Source organism: Pantoea sp. X-Soil-ISGK-285 (assembly GCF_059730815.1).
Genome location: NZ_AP035938.1, coordinates 1748101 through 1765872 on the forward strand (window position 1 = coordinate 1748101; position 17772 = coordinate 1765872).

Annotated in this window: 19 protein-coding genes and 3 pseudogenes; 20 read left to right on the plus strand and 2 right to left on the minus strand. The window is 52.3% G+C overall.

What is annotated here, in order from left to right:
* The first annotated feature begins 97 nt into the window (after nucleotides 1-97).
* Nucleotides 98-367: a hypothetical protein gene (locus AC6I8B_RS08330; protein WP_157351929.1), complete on the plus strand. Its 270-nt coding sequence runs from the start codon at nucleotides 98-100 to the stop codon at nucleotides 365-367.
* 40 nt (nucleotides 368-407) lie between these two features.
* Here AC6I8B_RS08330 and AC6I8B_RS08335 read toward each other — a convergent pair whose 3' ends face one another.
* Nucleotides 408-512 (minus strand): SymE family type I addiction module toxin, encoded by a 105-nt coding sequence (locus AC6I8B_RS08335; protein WP_080669892.1) that lies wholly within the window; start codon nucleotides 510-512, stop codon nucleotides 408-410.
* A gap of 29 nt (nucleotides 513-541) precedes the next feature.
* On the opposite strand from AC6I8B_RS08335, the pseudogene AC6I8B_RS08340 reads away from it, so the two are divergent.
* Together AC6I8B_RS08340 and AC6I8B_RS08345 are read left to right on the plus strand one after the other, a co-directional pair.
* Nucleotides 542-1579: pseudogene (locus AC6I8B_RS08340) on the plus strand (RHS repeat domain-containing protein); the annotation flags it as partial.
* A gap of 2 nt (nucleotides 1580-1581) precedes the next feature.
* Nucleotides 1582-1869: a hypothetical protein gene (locus AC6I8B_RS08345; RefSeq protein ID WP_029519555.1), complete on the plus strand. Its 288-nt coding sequence runs from the start codon at nucleotides 1582-1584 to the stop codon at nucleotides 1867-1869.
* Nucleotides 1870-1915: 46 nt separating this feature from the next.
* On the opposite strand, the gene AC6I8B_RS08350 is transcribed toward AC6I8B_RS08345, so the two are convergent.
* Complete coding sequence (locus tag AC6I8B_RS08350; RefSeq protein ID WP_430624016.1) at nucleotides 1916-1993, minus strand: hypothetical protein; 78 nt, start codon at nucleotides 1991-1993, stop codon at nucleotides 1916-1918.
* Nucleotides 1994-2339: 346 nt separating this feature from the next.
* Between AC6I8B_RS08350 and AC6I8B_RS08355 the strand changes: the two genes are divergently transcribed.
* The 17 genes and pseudogenes from AC6I8B_RS08355 (at nucleotide 2340) to AC6I8B_RS08435 (ending at nucleotide 17534) form a co-directional block, all read left to right on the plus strand.
* Entirely contained in the window at nucleotides 2340-2579 is a 240-nt protein-coding gene (locus AC6I8B_RS08355) for a hypothetical protein (RefSeq protein WP_064691216.1), read from the plus strand.
* Between the two features lie 48 nt (nucleotides 2580-2627).
* Nucleotides 2628-3949 (plus strand): annotated as a pseudogene (locus AC6I8B_RS08360) (RHS repeat-associated core domain-containing protein); the annotation flags it as partial.
* Entirely contained in the window at nucleotides 3938-4387 is a 450-nt protein-coding gene (locus tag AC6I8B_RS08365) for a type IV secretion protein Rhs (RefSeq protein ID WP_232526443.1), read from the plus strand. The pseudogene AC6I8B_RS08360 and the gene AC6I8B_RS08365, both read left to right, overlap by 12 nt.
* A 19-nt stretch (nucleotides 4388-4406) precedes the next feature.
* Nucleotides 4407-4712, plus strand: coding sequence for a hypothetical protein (locus tag AC6I8B_RS08370; protein WP_223564752.1), 306 nt, complete (start codon nucleotides 4407-4409; stop codon nucleotides 4710-4712).
* 141 nt (nucleotides 4713-4853) lie between these two features.
* A pseudogene (locus AC6I8B_RS08375) lies at nucleotides 4854-5292 on the plus strand (RHS repeat-associated core domain-containing protein); the annotation flags it as partial.
* Between the two features lie 29 nt (nucleotides 5293-5321).
* Nucleotides 5322-5618 carry a hypothetical protein gene (locus AC6I8B_RS08380; RefSeq protein WP_487345333.1) on the plus strand — a complete coding sequence of 99 codons (297 nt, stop codon included), beginning with the start codon at nucleotides 5322-5324 and terminating at the stop codon, nucleotides 5616-5618.
* Nucleotides 5615-6088, plus strand: a complete 474-nt coding sequence (locus AC6I8B_RS08385) for a hypothetical protein (RefSeq protein ID WP_050679903.1) — start codon at nucleotides 5615-5617, stop codon at nucleotides 6086-6088. The genes AC6I8B_RS08380 and AC6I8B_RS08385 overlap by 4 nt, the downstream gene beginning before the upstream one ends.
* 454 nt (nucleotides 6089-6542) lie before the next feature.
* Complete coding sequence (ssp4, locus tag AC6I8B_RS08390; RefSeq protein WP_157351933.1) at nucleotides 6543-7505, plus strand: Ssp4 family T6SS effector; 963 nt, start codon at nucleotides 6543-6545, stop codon at nucleotides 7503-7505.
* On the plus strand, nucleotides 7505-8086 hold the full coding sequence (gene ssi4, locus AC6I8B_RS08395; protein ID WP_157351935.1) for an immunity protein Sip4: 582 nt from the start codon (nucleotides 7505-7507) through the stop codon (nucleotides 8084-8086). Before ssp4 ends, ssi4 begins: the two co-directional genes overlap by 1 nt.
* Before the next feature lie 268 nt (nucleotides 8087-8354).
* A complete protein-coding gene (gene dgcN / locus AC6I8B_RS08400) occupies nucleotides 8355-9362 on the plus strand; it encodes an N-acetyltransferase DgcN (RefSeq protein ID WP_157351937.1) in 1008 nt (335 codons plus the stop codon).
* A 1-nt stretch (nucleotide 9363) separates the two neighbouring features.
* Nucleotides 9364-10329: an N-acetyl-D-Glu racemase DgcA gene (gene dgcA / locus AC6I8B_RS08405; RefSeq protein WP_157351940.1), complete on the plus strand. Its 966-nt coding sequence runs from the start codon at nucleotides 9364-9366 to the stop codon at nucleotides 10327-10329.
* A gap of 15 nt (nucleotides 10330-10344) precedes the next feature.
* Complete coding sequence (locus AC6I8B_RS08410; RefSeq protein ID WP_157351942.1) at nucleotides 10345-12210, plus strand: ABC transporter ATP-binding protein; 1866 nt, start codon at nucleotides 10345-10347, stop codon at nucleotides 12208-12210.
* A gap of 22 nt (nucleotides 12211-12232) precedes the next feature.
* On the plus strand, nucleotides 12233-13774 hold the full coding sequence (locus AC6I8B_RS08415; protein WP_157351944.1) for a glutathione ABC transporter substrate-binding protein: 1542 nt from the start codon (nucleotides 12233-12235) through the stop codon (nucleotides 13772-13774).
* Nucleotides 13775-13856: 82 nt separating this feature from the next.
* Nucleotides 13857-14789, plus strand: a complete 933-nt coding sequence (locus AC6I8B_RS08420) for an ABC transporter permease (protein ID WP_060680040.1) — start codon at nucleotides 13857-13859, stop codon at nucleotides 14787-14789.
* On the plus strand, nucleotides 14786-15670 hold the full coding sequence (locus AC6I8B_RS08425) for an ABC transporter permease subunit (protein ID WP_033786129.1): 885 nt from the start codon (nucleotides 14786-14788) through the stop codon (nucleotides 15668-15670). The genes AC6I8B_RS08420 and AC6I8B_RS08425 overlap by 4 nt, the downstream gene beginning before the upstream one ends.
* A 2-nt stretch (nucleotides 15671-15672) precedes the next feature.
* Complete coding sequence (locus AC6I8B_RS08430; RefSeq protein ID WP_157351946.1) at nucleotides 15673-16716, plus strand: DmpA family aminopeptidase; 1044 nt, start codon at nucleotides 15673-15675, stop codon at nucleotides 16714-16716.
* Nucleotides 16713-17534, plus strand: coding sequence for a M55 family metallopeptidase (locus AC6I8B_RS08435; protein WP_010245956.1), 822 nt, complete (start codon nucleotides 16713-16715; stop codon nucleotides 17532-17534). Before AC6I8B_RS08430 ends, AC6I8B_RS08435 begins: the two co-directional genes overlap by 4 nt.
* The last annotated feature ends 238 nt before the right edge of the window (nucleotides 17535-17772 follow it).

Consider the following 17772-nt stretch of genomic DNA (forward strand, 5'->3'; position numbering starts at 1 on the left):
AAGGTAGAGCAGCTGCGCAATCTGAATATGGCACTCAGTACAATGATAGTGCAGATTAATTTTTTATTGTTCAATCTTGGAAATATGGGAATTTATTGTGAAGTCTACTTCTGAATTATTATTGAATGACGCCCTCAAAAAGGTAGTTGACGCTATTAGTCGGCATGAACGCAATGAGAAAGCACCTCTTTCTATCCATGCGTTGACTCAGGTAAAAAAAGAACTGGAAGAAATGATTAGGGTAATGAATCCAAAGGTTTATATGCCTGCGTATCCACGTTTTATTATCGATTGGCCAGGCGAAGATATACTGATAAAAGAATTAGTTCATATTGCCGGTCTATACGAAAAAATAAGGAAAAACTAAAAAACCGGAAGTGATCCCAGCGATCCTTACGGCTTTTACTTTAGCAGTCCGCCGCCAGGGTAATACAGCCTGCTCCAACCCTAACTCTGACCGCCTGCCCCGTCTCAAACCCTGCCTCCCTTAGCCACTTACCGGACAGGACCATCGACGGCGTGTAACTGTCAGTATTATCACCAGCCCCGCTGGCGATATCGCTACGATGGTGAGCATCGCCTGACGGACGTCATCAGCGAGCCACGGGACCGTAATAAGCCGCGCACTAAGGTGAGTTTCCGCTACGATCCGCTTGGGCGCCGCATCAGTAAAACCAGCCAGCAGCTGTTACAGGGAAGGCCGTCCGGGAACGCCGTCACGACGCGCTTTGTGTGGGAAGGCTACCGCCTGTTGCAGGAAATCCACGACGGCACTCCGCTGACCTACGTTTACAGCGACAGCCAGAGCTATGAACCGCTGGCCCGTATTGATGGTGTTGAAAGCCCGGAGATTTACTGGTTCCATAATGCTGCCAACGGAATGCCGGAGCTGCTGACTGACGGTGAAGGGCAAAAAGCCTGGGAAGGTATCAACAGCCCGTGGGGCAAGCTGCTGCGCGAGTCGAGCCAGCGTGTTCCTGTGGTGGAGCAGAACCTGCGTATGCAGGGCCAGTACCTGGACCGGGAAACCGGACTGCACTACAATCTGTTTCGTTATTATGACCCGGACAGCGGACGGTTTACCCAGCAGGATCCGATAGGGCTGGCGGGCGGGATCAACCTTTACCAGTATGCTCCGAACGCGTTCAGCTGGATTGATCCGCTGGGGCTGAGTAAATGTAAGGGCCGCAGCAAGTCAGATCCATATAAAGGTGTAAAGGATGCGTCGGCTTATTTAAAAAAAGTCGGCACTCCGAGAAAATTTAGAAAGCAAACGTTGGAGTCATTCGAAATAGATTCAATCAGAGTTCGTAAAGCGACTGACTCAGAATACGGGTTAAGATATTATGATGGTGTCGATGCTAAGGCGAGAGGTAGATATATTTTTGAGACATTCCCTGCTACCCGAGAAAGCCTGGCAGTGAAGACACAATGGAATCAGATGACCAATGTGTCTCAGTTTAAAGTTAAGCCGGGTTCTGTCATTCTTGAAGGAAGGGCATCATCTCAGGGAGTCGGTTTGCCCGGTGGGCAGATACAAAAATACATAACTGATCTCAATAACTTATTAGATTTATGAAAATGACAAAAGTAAAAAAAGCAGTTGTAAAGATACAAAAAGCTATAGATGAGCTTGAGAAAGCTATTATCACTCAAGATATAAAAGTGTTATCTGTAAGTTCCGTATCTCAACTTACAAAATTTAAGGAAACTTTTTCTAATATATTAACGATAATTAAATCGGATAATCTTCCTCCTAAGAATGAAAGGGTTATAGGTATATCAAGGGTTATAGTTGATCAATGGCCTTTTGATCTTGAGTTGGGAGTTATAATTATCGATGCAGAACAAGCTTATAAGGAAATATAGTTAAAAAAGCCGGAGGTGGTCTGAATGATACTTTCGGCTTTTAACTTCATCCGCCCGTCGTCAGTGTAAGACAGCCCGCCTCCCCTCGGACGATAACAGCCTGGCCGGTCTCAAGTCCCGTCACGGCCAGCCACCTACCCGCGATGCTGCACTGAGCGGTAATAAAGGGTGCCCGCCTTTCATCACCGAGTTAAAACCGGCTTAGCCCAGCACGCGCTTTGCTTGGTGCTGCAGTACATCGCGTCAAGGAACGATGCCATCGGCATCTGTTCTTCTTAGTCCCTCTACCTGACTGCTTCCAACCTTCAAACCTCAAAAAGGAACATGGGTCACTGAGGGTACTGCTGCTCCGCAAATAAGTACTAATAGATTGGAAGTTCTGGAAGGCGGAGGCTATTAAGGACTGATAAGTATCAAGGAATTAGCAAAATCCACGATAATTAGAACAGACAGAGTGAGTTTCTAATAATATGAATATACAAAAAGCTATTGAAATTTTAATTGAACTGATCGACTTAGTAGAAAGGAAAAATAAATCACAAGGAAAGGAATTGTATAAGTCAGCATTGGATGTTTTAAAAAATGAAAATTGTTCAAATATTGATTTAGAGCTTTTGTACAGGAATTTTTGTGGGTATCTGGCTCATGGTGAGTTTGATGAAGAAGAATATCAAAAGGTGTTGCAACTGATCAGTATTTTAAATAAATAAAATCTCATTTACTCATCGCTGTCACTACCCTGATGAGGGTGACAGGGCCTGAGTAAAGTATCGCAGTATCTGCCGCTGTCGGACACGGAGTGGAGCCAGCAGGGCGAACTGGCCTGGGAGTATGACGTGCTGGGCAACTGTACTGCCCTGCGCTGCCGGATGGCCGCAACCTGAAGCAGCTTTATTATGGTAGCGGCCATCTGCTGAGCATCGCGCTGGACAACCTGCCGGTCACGGAATTTACCCGCGACACGCTGCACCGGGAGCTAAGCCGGACGCAGGGCGGCCTGACCATGCGCAGTGAATATGACCGGTTAGGCAGACTGCGCCGCCGTGACGTGTTTAAGGGTGACTCACAGCGACCTGCACCGCGCGTCTGGTCCCGTCGACGCGACTTCGATTACGGCAACAACCTGATCCGTGAAGAGCGTGACGATAATCCGTTCAGCCAGACATTATGGAACTACGATAACGCCGGGCGGCTGTTGTCTCAGGACGGTGCGCAGCCGGGTAATGAGCAGTGGCGCTGGGATGGCGCAGGTAACCCGCTGGATCGCCATAGTGCCGCTCATGTCATGCATAACCGCGTCACCGAACTGAATGGTATCCGCTGGCAGTACGATATCCATGGCCGTACCACTGAGAAAGATGACGGTCACACCCGCTGGCGTTATCGCTATAGTGGTGAGCATCGCCTGACAGACGTCATCAGCGAGCCGCGGGACCGTAATAAGCCACGCACTAAGGTGAGTTTCCGCTACGATCCGCTTGGGCGCCGCATCAGTAAAACCAGCCAGCAGCTGTTGCAGGGAAGACCGTCGGGCAATGCCGTCACGACGCGCTTTGTGTGGGAAGGCTACCGCCTGCTGCAGGAAATCCACGACGGGATCCCGCTGACCTACGTTTACAGCGACAGCCAGAGCTATGAGCCGCTGGCCCGTATTGATGGTGTTGAAAGCCCGGAGATTTACTGGTTCCATAATGCGGCCAACGGAATGCCGGAGCTGCTGACTGACGGTGTAGGGCAAAAAGCCTGGGAAGGCATTAACAGCCCGTGGGGCAAGCTGCTGCGCGAGTCCAGCCAGCGTGTTCCTGTTGTGGAGCAGAACCTGCGTATGCAGGGCCAGTACCTGGACCGGGACAAATTTGCATAAGCAAATTTGAACATCGCTTCAGCGATGGCCCCAGGGAGGTGAGGCACCGCAGGGGCCGAATCAACCGGACTGCACTACAATCTGTTTCGTTATTATGATCCGGACAGCGGACGGTTTACCCAGCAGGACCCGATAGGGTTGGCGGGCGGGATCAACCTTTACCAGTATGCCCCGAATGCGCTGGGTTGGGTGGATCCGTGGGGGTTGAGTAAGTGTAGTGTTAAGCAAGCTCGTAAACGCCAGCATGATATGCTAAAAAACTCTAATGAAGGCTACAATATAAGCCCCACATCTTGGGATGCTTATCCTGCTATAGGTAGAGACGGTACTTTCATTAGTGACAAACAAGGTGTAATGAAATATTTTCCTGATGCCGGAAACGCCCAAGAAATTACAATAACAAGAGCTAAAGCTAGAGTAATTGAAAGGGACATGGGGCTTTATAAAGACTCGTTATTAGGCGGTTTTAAAGTTAGAAGAATAAGTGGTATCAGAGACCTTGAACCACGTAGCCCTCTGGGCGGGAATGATTACTTTAAAGGGCCAGGACAGCATTTACCAGGCGGAGCACCTGAGATGGTGATAAATTCCCAGTCTACTACTGATAATCCCGTAGTTAATACCATATTGAAAGTTAATGTAGGAAATATTTAGAATGTTAAATTGCATCTTAGTGACGATCTTAGAGCCGAAAAGAATTGTAGTTCAATTGAAAGGGGTGGTTAATGAAGAGTCTAAATTGAAAAGCCTCGGTTTTTCTAAAAAAGGAGATTGTTACAATGTTGATTTTGAAGATGAAAAAAAACAGTTTTTTTTGATAGAAAAACTGGCAGGAATGGGAGCATTATTTTCATATGGACAGGGTTGGGCACCTTCTCAGGTTATGGATTACTTGAAAGAAAAAGGGAAAGTTAATTTTTCATATAAAGAAATCATGTGGCGCTCCCCAGATAATTACGAAATTATAGAGCATAAATGAAAATGCTTGTAACTAATTAAATGATTTCATTACTTTTTGAATATCCTTCTAAGCTTTGAAATCAAAGATTACTCATGAGTTTTTATCTTCGATAAATATAGTTGTTCGAAGATCTGAGATAATAATTATAGATTAATGTCCTTACTGACTGATAGTGAAGGCCATAAAAGCTTGGGAAGATATCAATAATCCGTGGGGCAAGCTGCTGCGCGAGTTGAGCCAGCATGTTCCTGTGGTGGAGCAGAACCTGCGTATGCAGGGCCAGTACCTGGACCGGGACAAATTTGCATAAGCAAATTTGAACATCGCTTCAGCGATGGCCCCAAGGGGGTGAGGCACCGCAGGGGCCGAATCAACCGGACTGCACTACAATCTGTTTCGTTATTATGACCCGGACAGCGGACGGTTTACCCAGCAGGATCCGATAGGGCTGGCGGGCGGGATCAACCTCTACCAGTATGCGCCGAACGCGCTGGGTTGGGTGGATCAATGGGGGTTGATGAAATGTAAAGACCCTGTGAAAGAAGCGACGAAGTGGCAGGGACCAGGGAATAAAACTTATCCAGGCATCGATGTTTAAGAGAATACAGTGATAAAAAAAAAGGGACGATTCTTTATGCCCTTTATCCTAATGGAGATCAGTTACCTGCTTATACTGTAAGTCATCCTACAGTCAAACAACATAAAGGTGATCCACTTGGCTACCATGAAGCTTTGCAAGTTGAGTTGAACCCAGCATATCCAATGCGTTCAAAGGTGAGAGCTTATTACGTTACAGAAGATATATTTGTAGCCAGAGGACGTGCTGAAGCCAATCCTAAACATGGGGAAGGGGGAGGGCTGCAGTTCTTTATACCGGAAGAAGCTCGGCTTAAACTGAAACCTGGAAAAGTAATTGACATATGAAAATAATGAATTTAGACGAGTCAAATGGAGCTTTACATATTGATGGGAGTGAAATAGATCTTTCATCTTACGAGGCTTTTACTAAATCCTTGTTTTTTAATTCAGTTGATGATCTGACACCAGTTGGAAAATATCGTTTTTTTTCAGAGGACGTCAGTTGGCACGATGAACCATTTACTGTGGAATTCAATCCGGCTGTTTTTTCTTTTAAAGCGCTTGTTTTCCTCACCAGTAAAACAGGTGATTTTTATAAAAGTCTATCTGATTGGGAAAAAAGAGCAAATGTAAAGGCTTTAAAGGAAGAAGAAAAAAGAATGTTTGCATGGATGCTAAATAGATATCCCAATAATTATAAGGGTGAATTAAAGGATCCCCCTTATGGACACGTTTGGGGTTTTGAATGGGGGAAAGTAACGGTACAATCGGAAGAGAGATCATTTAATTGTGGGATATATATTGTGTGGTATTGATTGTAAATCATCAGTTCTATGAAGAAGTTATTTTATAATTTTAGCTAAATGGCATTTTAACAAAGCTATAACATTTATATGTTAGTCGTAGATAATGAATGTGGATTTATGATATCAATGTATAATTTATTCCCGTACTGCTGGCAGAAATGATAAAAGATCCGCTGGTGATATTTTCACGATGATGAGGATTTTCTGGTGAATGTTATTTCATATGGTAATTAATCTGCTAAAGACTTTTTCTTTTTGAATGTGGTTCTGCTATTAATTATCATTATTGATGTGTTGATAAATGGTATGGTTGATATTTTTCGGTTAATCAAAGGATGATGATTTTTTCGTGTATCACCTGCATATTGATATATTGTTCTGATGCGATAATAATGGTTTTTCCATTTCGAATTTCAATGTATTAAAACTCTATTTTATCATTATGAGCCTATAAGGAGATAAAATGAACATGCCACGAATGAATCCCGAGAATAACTTACCGGGTTATGACATCGCGAGGATGACCGGTTATGGGGCACCTGATTTTGATTTCAAAGCGCTGGGTGCAGCAATGGATTGCACTCGGGAGTTTTATCAGGCTGGCATCATCTATGCAGATGGCGCACAGCGTTATCTTGTTCGGCCTGGCCAGCGTCATCCTAATGGTCAAAGTGGTATCGTTACACATCTGATTGTGACCAAAACGCCTAAGCAAGCCACAGCGTCTAATACGGGCAAGTCACTTAGTGAAGCAGTAAGCGTAACCTCAATGGGAACGGAGATTGCCTCGACCGTGCTTTCTTGTGGTGCAATGATTATCACCGCTGGCGTAGCGGTTATCGGCGCTTCAGCAACGCCTATAACCGCTGGCAGTAGCGGCGTGCTTGTTGCTATTGGTTATGCTGGCGCTGCCGCAACAGGCGTGCAATGTGTCAATGGTATTTACCGGGTTTATGATCTCGTCGAAAACGGTGGTGAAAACGTAGCGTGGCTGGACTCTCAGGATTGGTACGTTGCCACTTCAACGTCCCTTGACCTTATTTCACTAGCCAGTGTGGGCGGTGCGTTAAAAGAAGCCCTGGCAACATGGCGAGCGATGAAATCAGTCTCTTCTTTAAAAGCAACGGAGTGGCTCCGGAACTATCCAAGGCAGGACCGGGCTCGCCTTACTGAATTAATCATTAAGGCACAAAACCCAGGTATAAGTAATAAAGAGCTTAAAGCCGCCATCCGTGCAGGACTTTATCCAAAGCGTTTCCCTGTAGAGTCGGTGCAAAAAGAACTTGTTAAGCAACTCGCGCAGGTCGTTACGAGCGCAGCGGCTGTGGCAGGCAGTGCTGTCAGTGGTATCATTGCTGCTCCAGGTAATGTGCCGCGCTCCGGGCGTTATATTGTGGGAACAATTCAATCACTGGCGGTATTTTAATGCAATTTCTATCATGGCTTGTCGGGCCAAATATCACTGAACTACTGCAACATGGACGCGAAATAGATCAGGCAATCGCACGGCAGGATGATTCGATACTTGCCCGTTCCACTTCAGAGCTCGAGCGCTATTTTAAACAGCCTTCTGAGGCGCTGCCCCGGCAAAATGGCTTCCCCGTTGCAATCGTGCTGATGCTGTTGCTGGCTGCATTTGCATTTAATTTGCTGACGTTTCTGCACGCTCTACCTCCGCTCAGTCCACAGATACATGCGTTGAGTTTTTTTGTTCCCTCAATCGTCGTTATAGGCGTGATACTCACGGCCAGTTACCTGCTTGCGCGAGGCCATACAGCCGGTGTGGCGGGGCTGGCTTACGTCTGTGCGATGTTGCTTATATCGACCGTTTTACTCTTGAGCTACAGCGTAGTTATGGGTAGCCACTCGGGTCTGTGGCTGATTCTGGCACTCGCGGCTTTGGTGGGTGCGCGCTGGATACTTAATGGGCAGGCTTTCATCCTGTTTGCCATTTACTGCCGGACACAACGTCTCGCCAGCGTCGCCCGGCAGCGTCGCATGAAATAACCCATACTGATCTGTAGTACTATTATCGCGGAATACCCATTCCGCGACTCTCTTTTATTTTTCTCTCAACACGATCTTTTTCCTATGACCCACTCCTTCTTTTAATCCATACCCTGTCCAAACCCCCTGAAAAACCCATCCATCATCACTATTACCTCTGGCTATAACCTGCCGTTATACCCTCCTGCTAAACAAGCATTCGTCACCTTTCAGAACGCATGAAATAGTGGTTTCAGAACCTGATCTTTTGGCTGAAACGAGAGACAACATGCTAATCCCACAACCCTATTTACTCTTTCTTGGCGATGTTACCGATCCCCTTGCGGCAAAAACGGCGCGCGGTATTCATATCTGGCGGCCGGAGCAGTGCGTTGGCGAAATTAAACTGCCGGGCTGCACGGTCAGTCTGGGTCTGGATGAACTGGATATTCCCGGCGCCAAAGCGCGCGGCGCAAAAACGCTGGTGCTTGGCACTGCCAATGCCGGGGGTTATCTGCCAGCGCACTGGCTGGAAACGATCAAAGGTGCCATTAAAGCAGGCATGAATGTGGCCAGTGGTCTGCACCATCGGCTGGTAGACGAACCGGAACTGGTGACGCTTGCACAGGCTTCGGGCGTTGAGCTTTTTGACCTGCGTCATATGCGTCCAGCGCTCAGTGTGGGCAGCGGTAAGAAGCGTTCAGGTAAGCGGATACTGACCGTCGGTACGGACTGCTCAGTGGGCAAGATGTACACCTCACTGGCGCTGGAAGCGGCGATGCGTGCACGCGGCCTGAAAGCTGATTTTCGTGCCACGGGGCAGACCGGCATTCTGGTCGCAGGGGAGGGCATCGCTGTCGATGCGGTCATCGCTGATTTTATTGCCGGTGCAGCAGAAGCGCTTTCACCGGCGAATGACGAGGACCACTGGGATATCGTTGAAGGCCAGGGCTCACTGTTCCATCCCTCCTATGCGGGCGTGAGTATGGGGCTGATGCACGGTGCGCAACCACACTGGCTGGTCATGTGCCATGAAATGGGACGACCCCATATGCGTCATTTGCCACACCAGCCCATGGTCAGCCTGCAGGCGTGCGTTGAAGCCAATCTGCGAGCCGCGCAGGTGACCAGTGAGTCTGTTCAACTCGCTGGCTTTGCTATCAATACCTCCAATTACAGCGAAGAAGAGGCGCTCGCTTATTGCGCCGAAATCAGCGCTGAGTTCGGCTTACCGGCAACGGATCCTGTGCGTTTTGGTATTGATGAGATCGCCGCACTGCTTCAGGAGCGTGGCTGAAATGAGAAAGTTGCAGATTGATGTGGTGGAGCTGCCGCTGGCGCGACCCTTTGCTATCGCACGCGGTACCCGTACCGCCGTGACGGTCATCCGTGTCACCCTGGAGCAGGAGGGATTCATCGGGCAGGGCGAATGCACACCAACGGCCCGCTACGATGAGACGCCGGATAGCGTTCAGGCCATGCTCGAAGCGGTACGCACTGACATTGAGTCGGGCCTCAGCCATCATGATCTGCAACACCGCTTACCCGCCGGTTCAGCGCGCAACGTGCTGGACTGTGCGCTATGGCGACTTGATGGCGCACGGGCTAATCAAACGCTGTGGCAAAAGAGCACCTGCTCTCAGCCTGAGTCAGTCATTACGGCAGAAACCCTTAGCCTGGATACGCAGGAAAATATGGCTCTCGCAGCGGCGGATGCCGTGTCACGAGGCGCCATCCTGCTCAAAATTAAGCTCGACCGTAATGCGATTCTGGAAAAAGTAGCAGCGATTCGCGCGGCGGCACCCCATGCCACGCTCATTATCGATGCCAATGAAGCCTGGGCGGGTCTGGAACTGGAAAGCCTGCTGGTGGCACTGAAGGCATTCAAAATCGCGATGGTGGAGCAACCCCTTCCCGCCGGACAGGACCATGACCTGTTACGTTTCAAACATCCCATACCGGTCTGTGCCGATGAGAGCTGCCATACGCGGGCGGATATTGCCGGATTACGCGATCGCTACGAGATGATCAATATCAAGCTGGATAAGTGCGGTGGCCTGACTGAAGCGCTGGCGATGGTGGATGAAGCCCGGACGCTCAATATGCGCATTATGGTCGGTTGCATGCTGGGCTCGTCACTGGCCATGGAGGCCGCATTGCCCGTCGCGGTTAACGCTGAGTTCGTCGATCTGGATGGCCCCATCTGGCTAGCCGCCGACAGTTCTCCTTTCCTGAGCTACTCCCAAGGCCGTATCTGGCTATAACTCTGTGAGGCGACGATGACGGACACACAACGTACTTCCCCTGCAACCCGCGCTGCCTCTGCCTCTCCCGTGCTGGCGATTCAGGATCTCAGCGTCTCGTTTCATGGACGCAGCGGTGAGAATCAGGCACTCAAAGGCATCAGTTTTGCCATTCATCCAGGTGAAATCGTCGCCGTCGTGGGTGAAAGCGGCTCAGGTAAATCTGTCACGTCGCTGGCTGTGATGGGCTTGCTGGCAAACAACGGCCGTGTCGATGGCGGCAGCATGCAGTTCCGCGAACGCAGCGGAAAAATGCATGCGTTAGAAAAGCTGGATGACGCTCAGCGCCGCACGTTGCGTGGCCGTGAAATGGCGATGATCTTTCAGGAGCCCATGACCTCGCTGAATCCGGTGCTGCGCATTGATGATCAACTTACCGAGGCATTACGCGATCATCAACAGTGCGACAGAAAGCAGGCCCATGCGCGGGTGCGTGAATTGCTGCGACAGGTGCGTATCGCCGATGTGGATCGCGTCATGAAAAGCTATCCTCACTCGCTGTCAGGCGGCATGCGGCAGCGTGTGATGATTGCGCAGGCCCTTGCCTGTGACCCACAACTCCTGATTGCCGACGAGCCTACCACAGCGCTGGATGTCACCGTACAGGCGCGCATTCTCCATATTCTGCGTGAGCTGCAACGTGAGAAACAAATGGCGGTGCTGTTTATCACTCATGATATGGGCGTGGTAGCGGAAATCGCCGATCGCGTGGTGGTCATGCTGCGTGGCGAAGTGGTAGAGCAGGGAACCGTGTCTGAGATTTTTGCCGCCCCGCAGCATGCGTATACCAAAGCGTTACTGGCGGCAGTACCAAAACTCGGTGATATGCGGGAACACATGTGGCCGCAACGCTTTCCTCTGCCCGGTGCCCGCGAGGCTGTGCAAGGCGAACAGCATACCGCTCGCTATGACGTGGCGCCGCTGCTGGATGTGCGCGGATTAAAAGTCTATTACCCGATTCGCAGCGGCATCTTATCGAGCCTTACGCATCACGTGCATGCGGTTGAGCAGATTGATTTCAGTCTGTGGCCAGGTGAAACCCTGGCCATCGTGGGTGAAAGCGGCTGCGGCAAATCGACAACCGGACGGGCGCTGATGCGCCTCATCAACAGTCAAGCTGAAAGTATTCACTTTGAAGGGAAGGAAATCTCTGACCTGAAAGAGGCAGAATTCCAGCCGCTCCGCCGTGAAATTCAGATGGTGTTTCAGGATCCCTATGCGTCACTGAACCCCCGCCTGACAGTGGGTTTCACCATTGCCGAGCCGTTGCTGTTACATGGCATGGTCTCTTCGCTTGAACAGGCTTCCCCACAGATAGATGCGCTGCTGAAGAGCGTCGGTCTCCTGCCAGAGCACGCGCGTCGTTATCCGCACGAATTTTCTGGCGGTCAGCGTCAGCGTATTGCCATTGCCCGCGCGATGGCGCTGAAACCGAAAGTGATTATTGCGGATGAAGCGGTATCGGCCCTTGATGTCTCGATTCAGGCGCAGGTGGTCAATCTGATGATGGACCTGCAGCAGCAAACGGGCGTGGCATGGATTTTCATCTCTCACGATATGGCGGTCGTCGAGCGTATTGCTAATCGCGTCGCGGTGATGTACCTCGGCCAGATTGTGGAGCTTGGACCGCGTCAGTCGGTATTTAATCAGCCGCAACACCCCTATACCCAACGACTGCTGGCCTCCGTGCCGGTAGCGGATCCTGAAAACCGTCAGCCCCGTATTTTCGATGACAGCGAAATCCCCTCGCCGTTGCGTAAGGTGGGTGAAACGGTCACTAAAACCCGATATCGGCAGGTTGCCCCCCAGCACTGGGTAGCTGACGGCATTGCATTGCAATAATCCTTAACGACCAGGAGAATTTATGAAAACGCTGTTTCGCCGTACTTCGTTCGCCCTCGCATTGACGACGACGCTGGTCATGACTGCGCAGGCACAGGATCTGCGCATTTCAATGTATGCCGATATCACGGGGCTGGATCCGCACGACACCTCGGATAATGTCAGCTACTCGGTTCAGAGCGGCATCTTTGAGCGCCTGTTCCAGTTTGATTCCCGGATGAAGCTGCAACCCTGGCTGGCGACCGGTTATACCTCTAATGACAGTGCCACCGAATTTACGCTGACGCTGCGCAAAGGCGTTACCTTCCAGGACGGTACCCCTTTTGATGCAGACGCCGTCAAAGCGAACCTTGATCGTCTGGCAGATCAGAAAAAAGGGCTGAAGCGTAACAGCCTCTACAAAATGATTGATAAGGTCACGGTGCTGGCACCCGACCAGGTAAAAATCGATCTGAATCAGTCGTTCGGAGCCTTTATCAACACCCTGGCGCATCCTTCCGCGGTGATGTGGAGCCCGTCAATTCTTAAGCAATATCCGGACGAAGCGCAGTTGCGACTGCATCCGGTGGGAACCGGTCCGTTTACCTTTGTCGACTGGAAACCGGGCAAAGCGGTTACGCTGGTCAGATATGCAGGTTACTGGCAGCAGGGATGGCCTAAAGTCGACCATGTCATCTTCTCTCCAAGTCCCGAAGATGCGACACGGGTGGCAGCGTTGAAGTCGGGGCAGGTGGATGCCATCTGGCCATTGCCTTCAGACCTCATCGCAGCCGTTCAGCAGGACAGCCACCTCTCCATTCAGCGCGATCCGAGCATTTATCTTTATTACATGGCGATCAACACGCAGCACAAGCCGCTGGCCGATGTTCGGGTGCGTCAGGCAATCAACTATGCGATTGACCGTAATCTGTGGCTGAAAGTGGCCTTTGCCGGTCTGGGTAAACCTGCCACATCCGCGATCCCGGAAGGCGTACAGTTCTATCAGAAACAGGGCGATCCTGATTACGGCTATGCGCCGGATAAGGCCAAAGCCTTGCTGAAAGCGGCGGGTTATCCGGAGGGACTGGATCTTAAGCTCTGGGTGACCAACGCCACGGCCAGCGTCCGTGCCGCTCAGGTGCTGAAAGCGCAACTGGCCACGGCAGGCATTCGAGCCACGGTAACACCGATGGATTCCGGCACGCGCAACGCTAAGTTGTGGGGCGTTCAGGACCCGAAAAAGGCGGAGTTTGACCTCTATTATGGCGGCTGGTCGACCTCTACAGGGGATGCCGACTGGGCGCTGCGTCCGCTGTTTGCTACCGAGTCCTGGGTTCCGACCTCGTATAATGTCTCCTACTTCAGTAACCCTGATGCAGACAAAGCGATTGCTGCCGGGCTGGCGACGGCCGATCCGGCAAAGCGTGGCATCGCCTATGCACAAGCGCAAAAGGTGTTGTGGAAAGAAGCACCGGTGGCGTTTCTTGGCACGCCAGACAATCTGGTCGGCAAACGCAACACGCTGAGCGGCGTTTCGATGCTGCCTGATGGCAATTTACTGTTCACTCAGGCGTCCTTTAAATAAGACGGTCTCTTCTTCCTCGTCCCCTGTCCGGAACGGATGAGGGACGCGAGGAGGCCAGTCGCATCTCATTTCAGGGAATGGCATGTTTGCATACATCATTCGCCGATTGCTGGAGATGATCCCGGTTTTGCTGGTGGTCTCGTTGCTGGTTTTCGGATTTATCAAGCTCATGCCGGGCGACCCGGCGCGTATTTATGCCGGACCGGATGCGCCAGTTGAGGCGATCGAAGCGGCGCGTCAGCACCTCGGGCTTAACGATCCGCTGCCGCAGCAGTATCTCCACTGGATCGGCAGCCTGCTGCAGGGCGATCTGGGCACCACGTATCGCACCCAGCAACCGGTGCTGGAGGTGATCAAAGAGGGCTTCATGCCGACGCTGTGGCTCGCCTTAGCGGGTTTTACCTGGTCCGTCATTCTCGGTTTGTTATTCGGCGTTATGGCTGCACTGAAACGTGGAAGATGGCAGGACTGGACGCTGATGAGCGTGGCGGTCGGCGGCATTTCGATGCCAGCCTTCTGGCTGGGGCTGTTGCTCATCCAGTTCGTTGCGATGCCTTTTGGGCTGTTCTCGGTCAGCGGCTTTAACAGGGCCAGCGATATAGTCCTGCCCGCCATCACGCTGGGTTCTTCGGTTGCGGCGGTAATGGCGCGCTTTACCCGTTCGGCCTTTCTTGAGGTGGCGCAGGAAGATTACGTGCGTACCGCCAAAGCCAAAGGGCTGCGTAACCGCCTGGTGACGTGGAAACATGTGATGCGTAATGCGCTCATTCCGGTGATTACCATGCTGGGCTTGCAGTTCGGTTTTCTGCTGGGCGGATCCATCGTGGTGGAGAGCGTTTTCAACTGGCCAGGATTAGGCTGGTTATTGATTGAGTCGATCAAAGCGCAGGATCAGCCGGTGATTCAGGCGCTGGTGATGCTGTTCGTGTTTGAATTTATTGTGATTAATCTGCTGGTCGATCTGCTTTACGCGGTGGTTAATCCGGCCATTCGTCTGCGACAGGAGCCAAAATGAGTATTCAATCGCTGACTGAAAATCCGCCTCAGATTATTCGTTCGCCGTGGCGCGATTTCCTGCATGCTCTTGTGCGTAACCCTCTGGCGCTGGTCTCAGGCGGGTTTGTGCTGCTGTTGATTGTGGTGGCGATTTTTGCGCCCTGGCTGGCGCCATGGGATCCCATGGCTCCGGACTGGATGGCGTTATCGTCACCGCCAACGGCGGCACACTGGATGGGGACCGACGAACTGGGGCGCGACCTGCTCAGCCGCATTATCTATGGCGCGCGGATCTCGCTCTATATCGGCGTGCTGTCGGTGACGATCGGCATGCTGGTCGGGGTCATGCTGGGCTTACTGGCGGGCTATTACGGCGGTTGGGTCGATATGCTGATCATGCGCGGTGCCGACGTATTATTCGCGTTTCCCGGCATGTTGCTGGCCATTGCGGTGGTGGCGCTGCTGGGGACGGGTCTGAACAATGTCATTATCGCAGTCGCGGTATTCAGCGTGCCGGTATTTGCCCGCATCGTGCGGGCTTCGACGCTCTCTCTGAAACAGGCTGCCTATGTTGAAGCCGTGCGCTGTGCCGGTGCACCAGACAGCGTCATTATCCTGCGGCATATTCTGCCCGGCACGCTTTCCAGCGTGATTGTCTATTTCACTATGCGCATTGGCACCAGTATTCTGACAGCCGCGGGCCTGAGTTTTATTGGACTGGGTCCGGAGCCTGACGTGCCTGAATGGGGCAATATTCTGGCGATGAGCCGAAGTATGATGATGGCCGGATCGTGGCACATGAGCGTATTTCCGGGACTGGCGATCTTTATTACCGTGCTGGCATTCAATCTGCTTGGGGATGCGCTGCGCGACACGCTCGATCCAAAACTCAAGGGCTGACTATGGATTTCCAACAATTGCAGCGTGAACTGCTGCTGAACCGCTGGCGTGATCTGCGTCAGCTCGGGCAGCCGCGAAGCGCCTGCGGACCCACTAATCGAATCAGCGATGTTTCGGGCGTGCGTGTCGGACATTGCACGCTGAATGAAGGCGAAAAGCAGACTGGCGTAACCGCTATCGTACCGTCGGGCGGCAATCTGTTTCTCACGCCGCTGCCGTGTGGGGTGGAGGTCCTGAACGGCTTTGCGAAACCCATCGGACTGGTTCAGATAGAGGAGCTTGGCGTGCTTCAGACGCCGATTCTGCTCGGTAACACGCTGGCGGTCGGCACGCTGTTTACCACGCTGGTGCGGGATGCCATCCGTCGTAACCCGGAACTGGGACGAACACTGCCCACGGTCAATCCGCTGGTGCTGGAGTGCAACGATGGCTGGCTGAATGATATCCAGGCGCTGGCCATCACTGAAGCGATGGCGCAGGAGGCATTGCAGACGGCCTCAGCGGACTTCGCGCGCGGCAGCGTCGGCGCGGGGCGCGGGATGAGCTGTTTCAGCCTGAAAGGGGGCATCGGAACCGCCTCGCGGGTTATTTCCTCGCTCAACGCCACGCTTGGCGTGCTGGTGCTGGCCAATTTCGGCGCACTGGAGGCATTAACGCTCGATGGCGTTCGGGCTGGCGAGATGATTGCGCCGCTGCTGGCCGGGGAGACGCCGCAGCTGGATGCCGGTTCTGTCATCATCATCATGGCGACGGATGCACCGCTGGACGCACGTCAGTTAAAGCGCATCGCGAAGCGAGCCGGTGCCGGCCTGGGACGGCTGGGCAGTTACTGGGGCCACGGCTCAGGCGACATTGCAGTGGCGTTTTCAACGCAACCTCTGCCGCAACCGCCACAGGACGACACGCTGGAGCCGCTGCTTGCTGCAGCGGCAGATGCAACTGAACAGGCTGTACTGGATGCTTTGCTGAGCGCTGAGGCTGTTACCGGCTTTCGCGGTCATCATCGCCCCTCACTGATGCAGATTCTGGATAGATTAACGACATGAAAATTTTTATCTCGGCCGACATTGAAGGCATCGCGGGTGTCATGCGCCCGGAGCAATGTACACCCGGCCACCCGGAACATCAGCTGGCCCGTGGTCTGATGGAGCAGGAAGTGAATGCTGCGATTGAGGGGGCTTTTGCAGGTGGGGCAACGGAAGTGGTGGTGGCAGACAGCCATGCGCAGATGACCAATTTGCGTGCGGAAAATATCGATCCCCGCGCCCGGCTGGTGCAGGGAAAACCCCGTGTCCTGTCGATGGTGGAAGGGATAGAGCAGCAGACGTTCGACGGGCTGTTTCTGGTGGGATTTCACAGCGCAGCAGGTGAACCCGGCGTACTGGCGCATACCATCAACGGCCGGGCATTCTGGCGTATCCATATCAATGGTCTGGTGATGGGAGAAACCGATATTTATGCGGCCGCCGCTGCTGAGCACGGCACGCCATTGCTGCTGGTCACCGGCGACGATCAGTTACAGAGCTGGATTGCGGAACACTACTCAGCAGTTAATTACATCTGTGTAAAACGCGCCATTTCTCATACCTGCGCGGAATCAATCAGCCCACAAGCGGCACAGCGTGCGATCGCTGCCGCAGCAAGCGCCGCACTGCAACATCCCCCTCAGGTGAGCACGAGCCGCCTGACGGCACCTTACGCTATGCGCCTTCAGGCCACTAAACCGGTGCTGGCCGATCTGTTCAGCCTGATCCCCGGCGTCACGCGCCTGGATGCCGTTACCGTGGCGTATCAGGCGGAGAATATGGAGACGTTAATCAGCTTACTCAGTGCATTCTCCTATCTGGCGAGCACACAGTCATAGCGAAATTATCCCGGGCTGCATGCAACGTCAGCCCGTTAAGCCCGCCTTTACTGTTCTCCTGAAACCACGCTGCCAGGCACACGCCTGTAGTGCGGGCTGTGCATGCGCATCCTCCCTCTGGCGAGTCAGAATCGTTGCTGGCTTAAATCCGCTCAACCCACGCTGCTGACCAGCGCTCCTTTAACTGCACCACGGCAGCGCGAGACCCGCTCCCTGCAGAGGCTTCAGTCAGGACTAC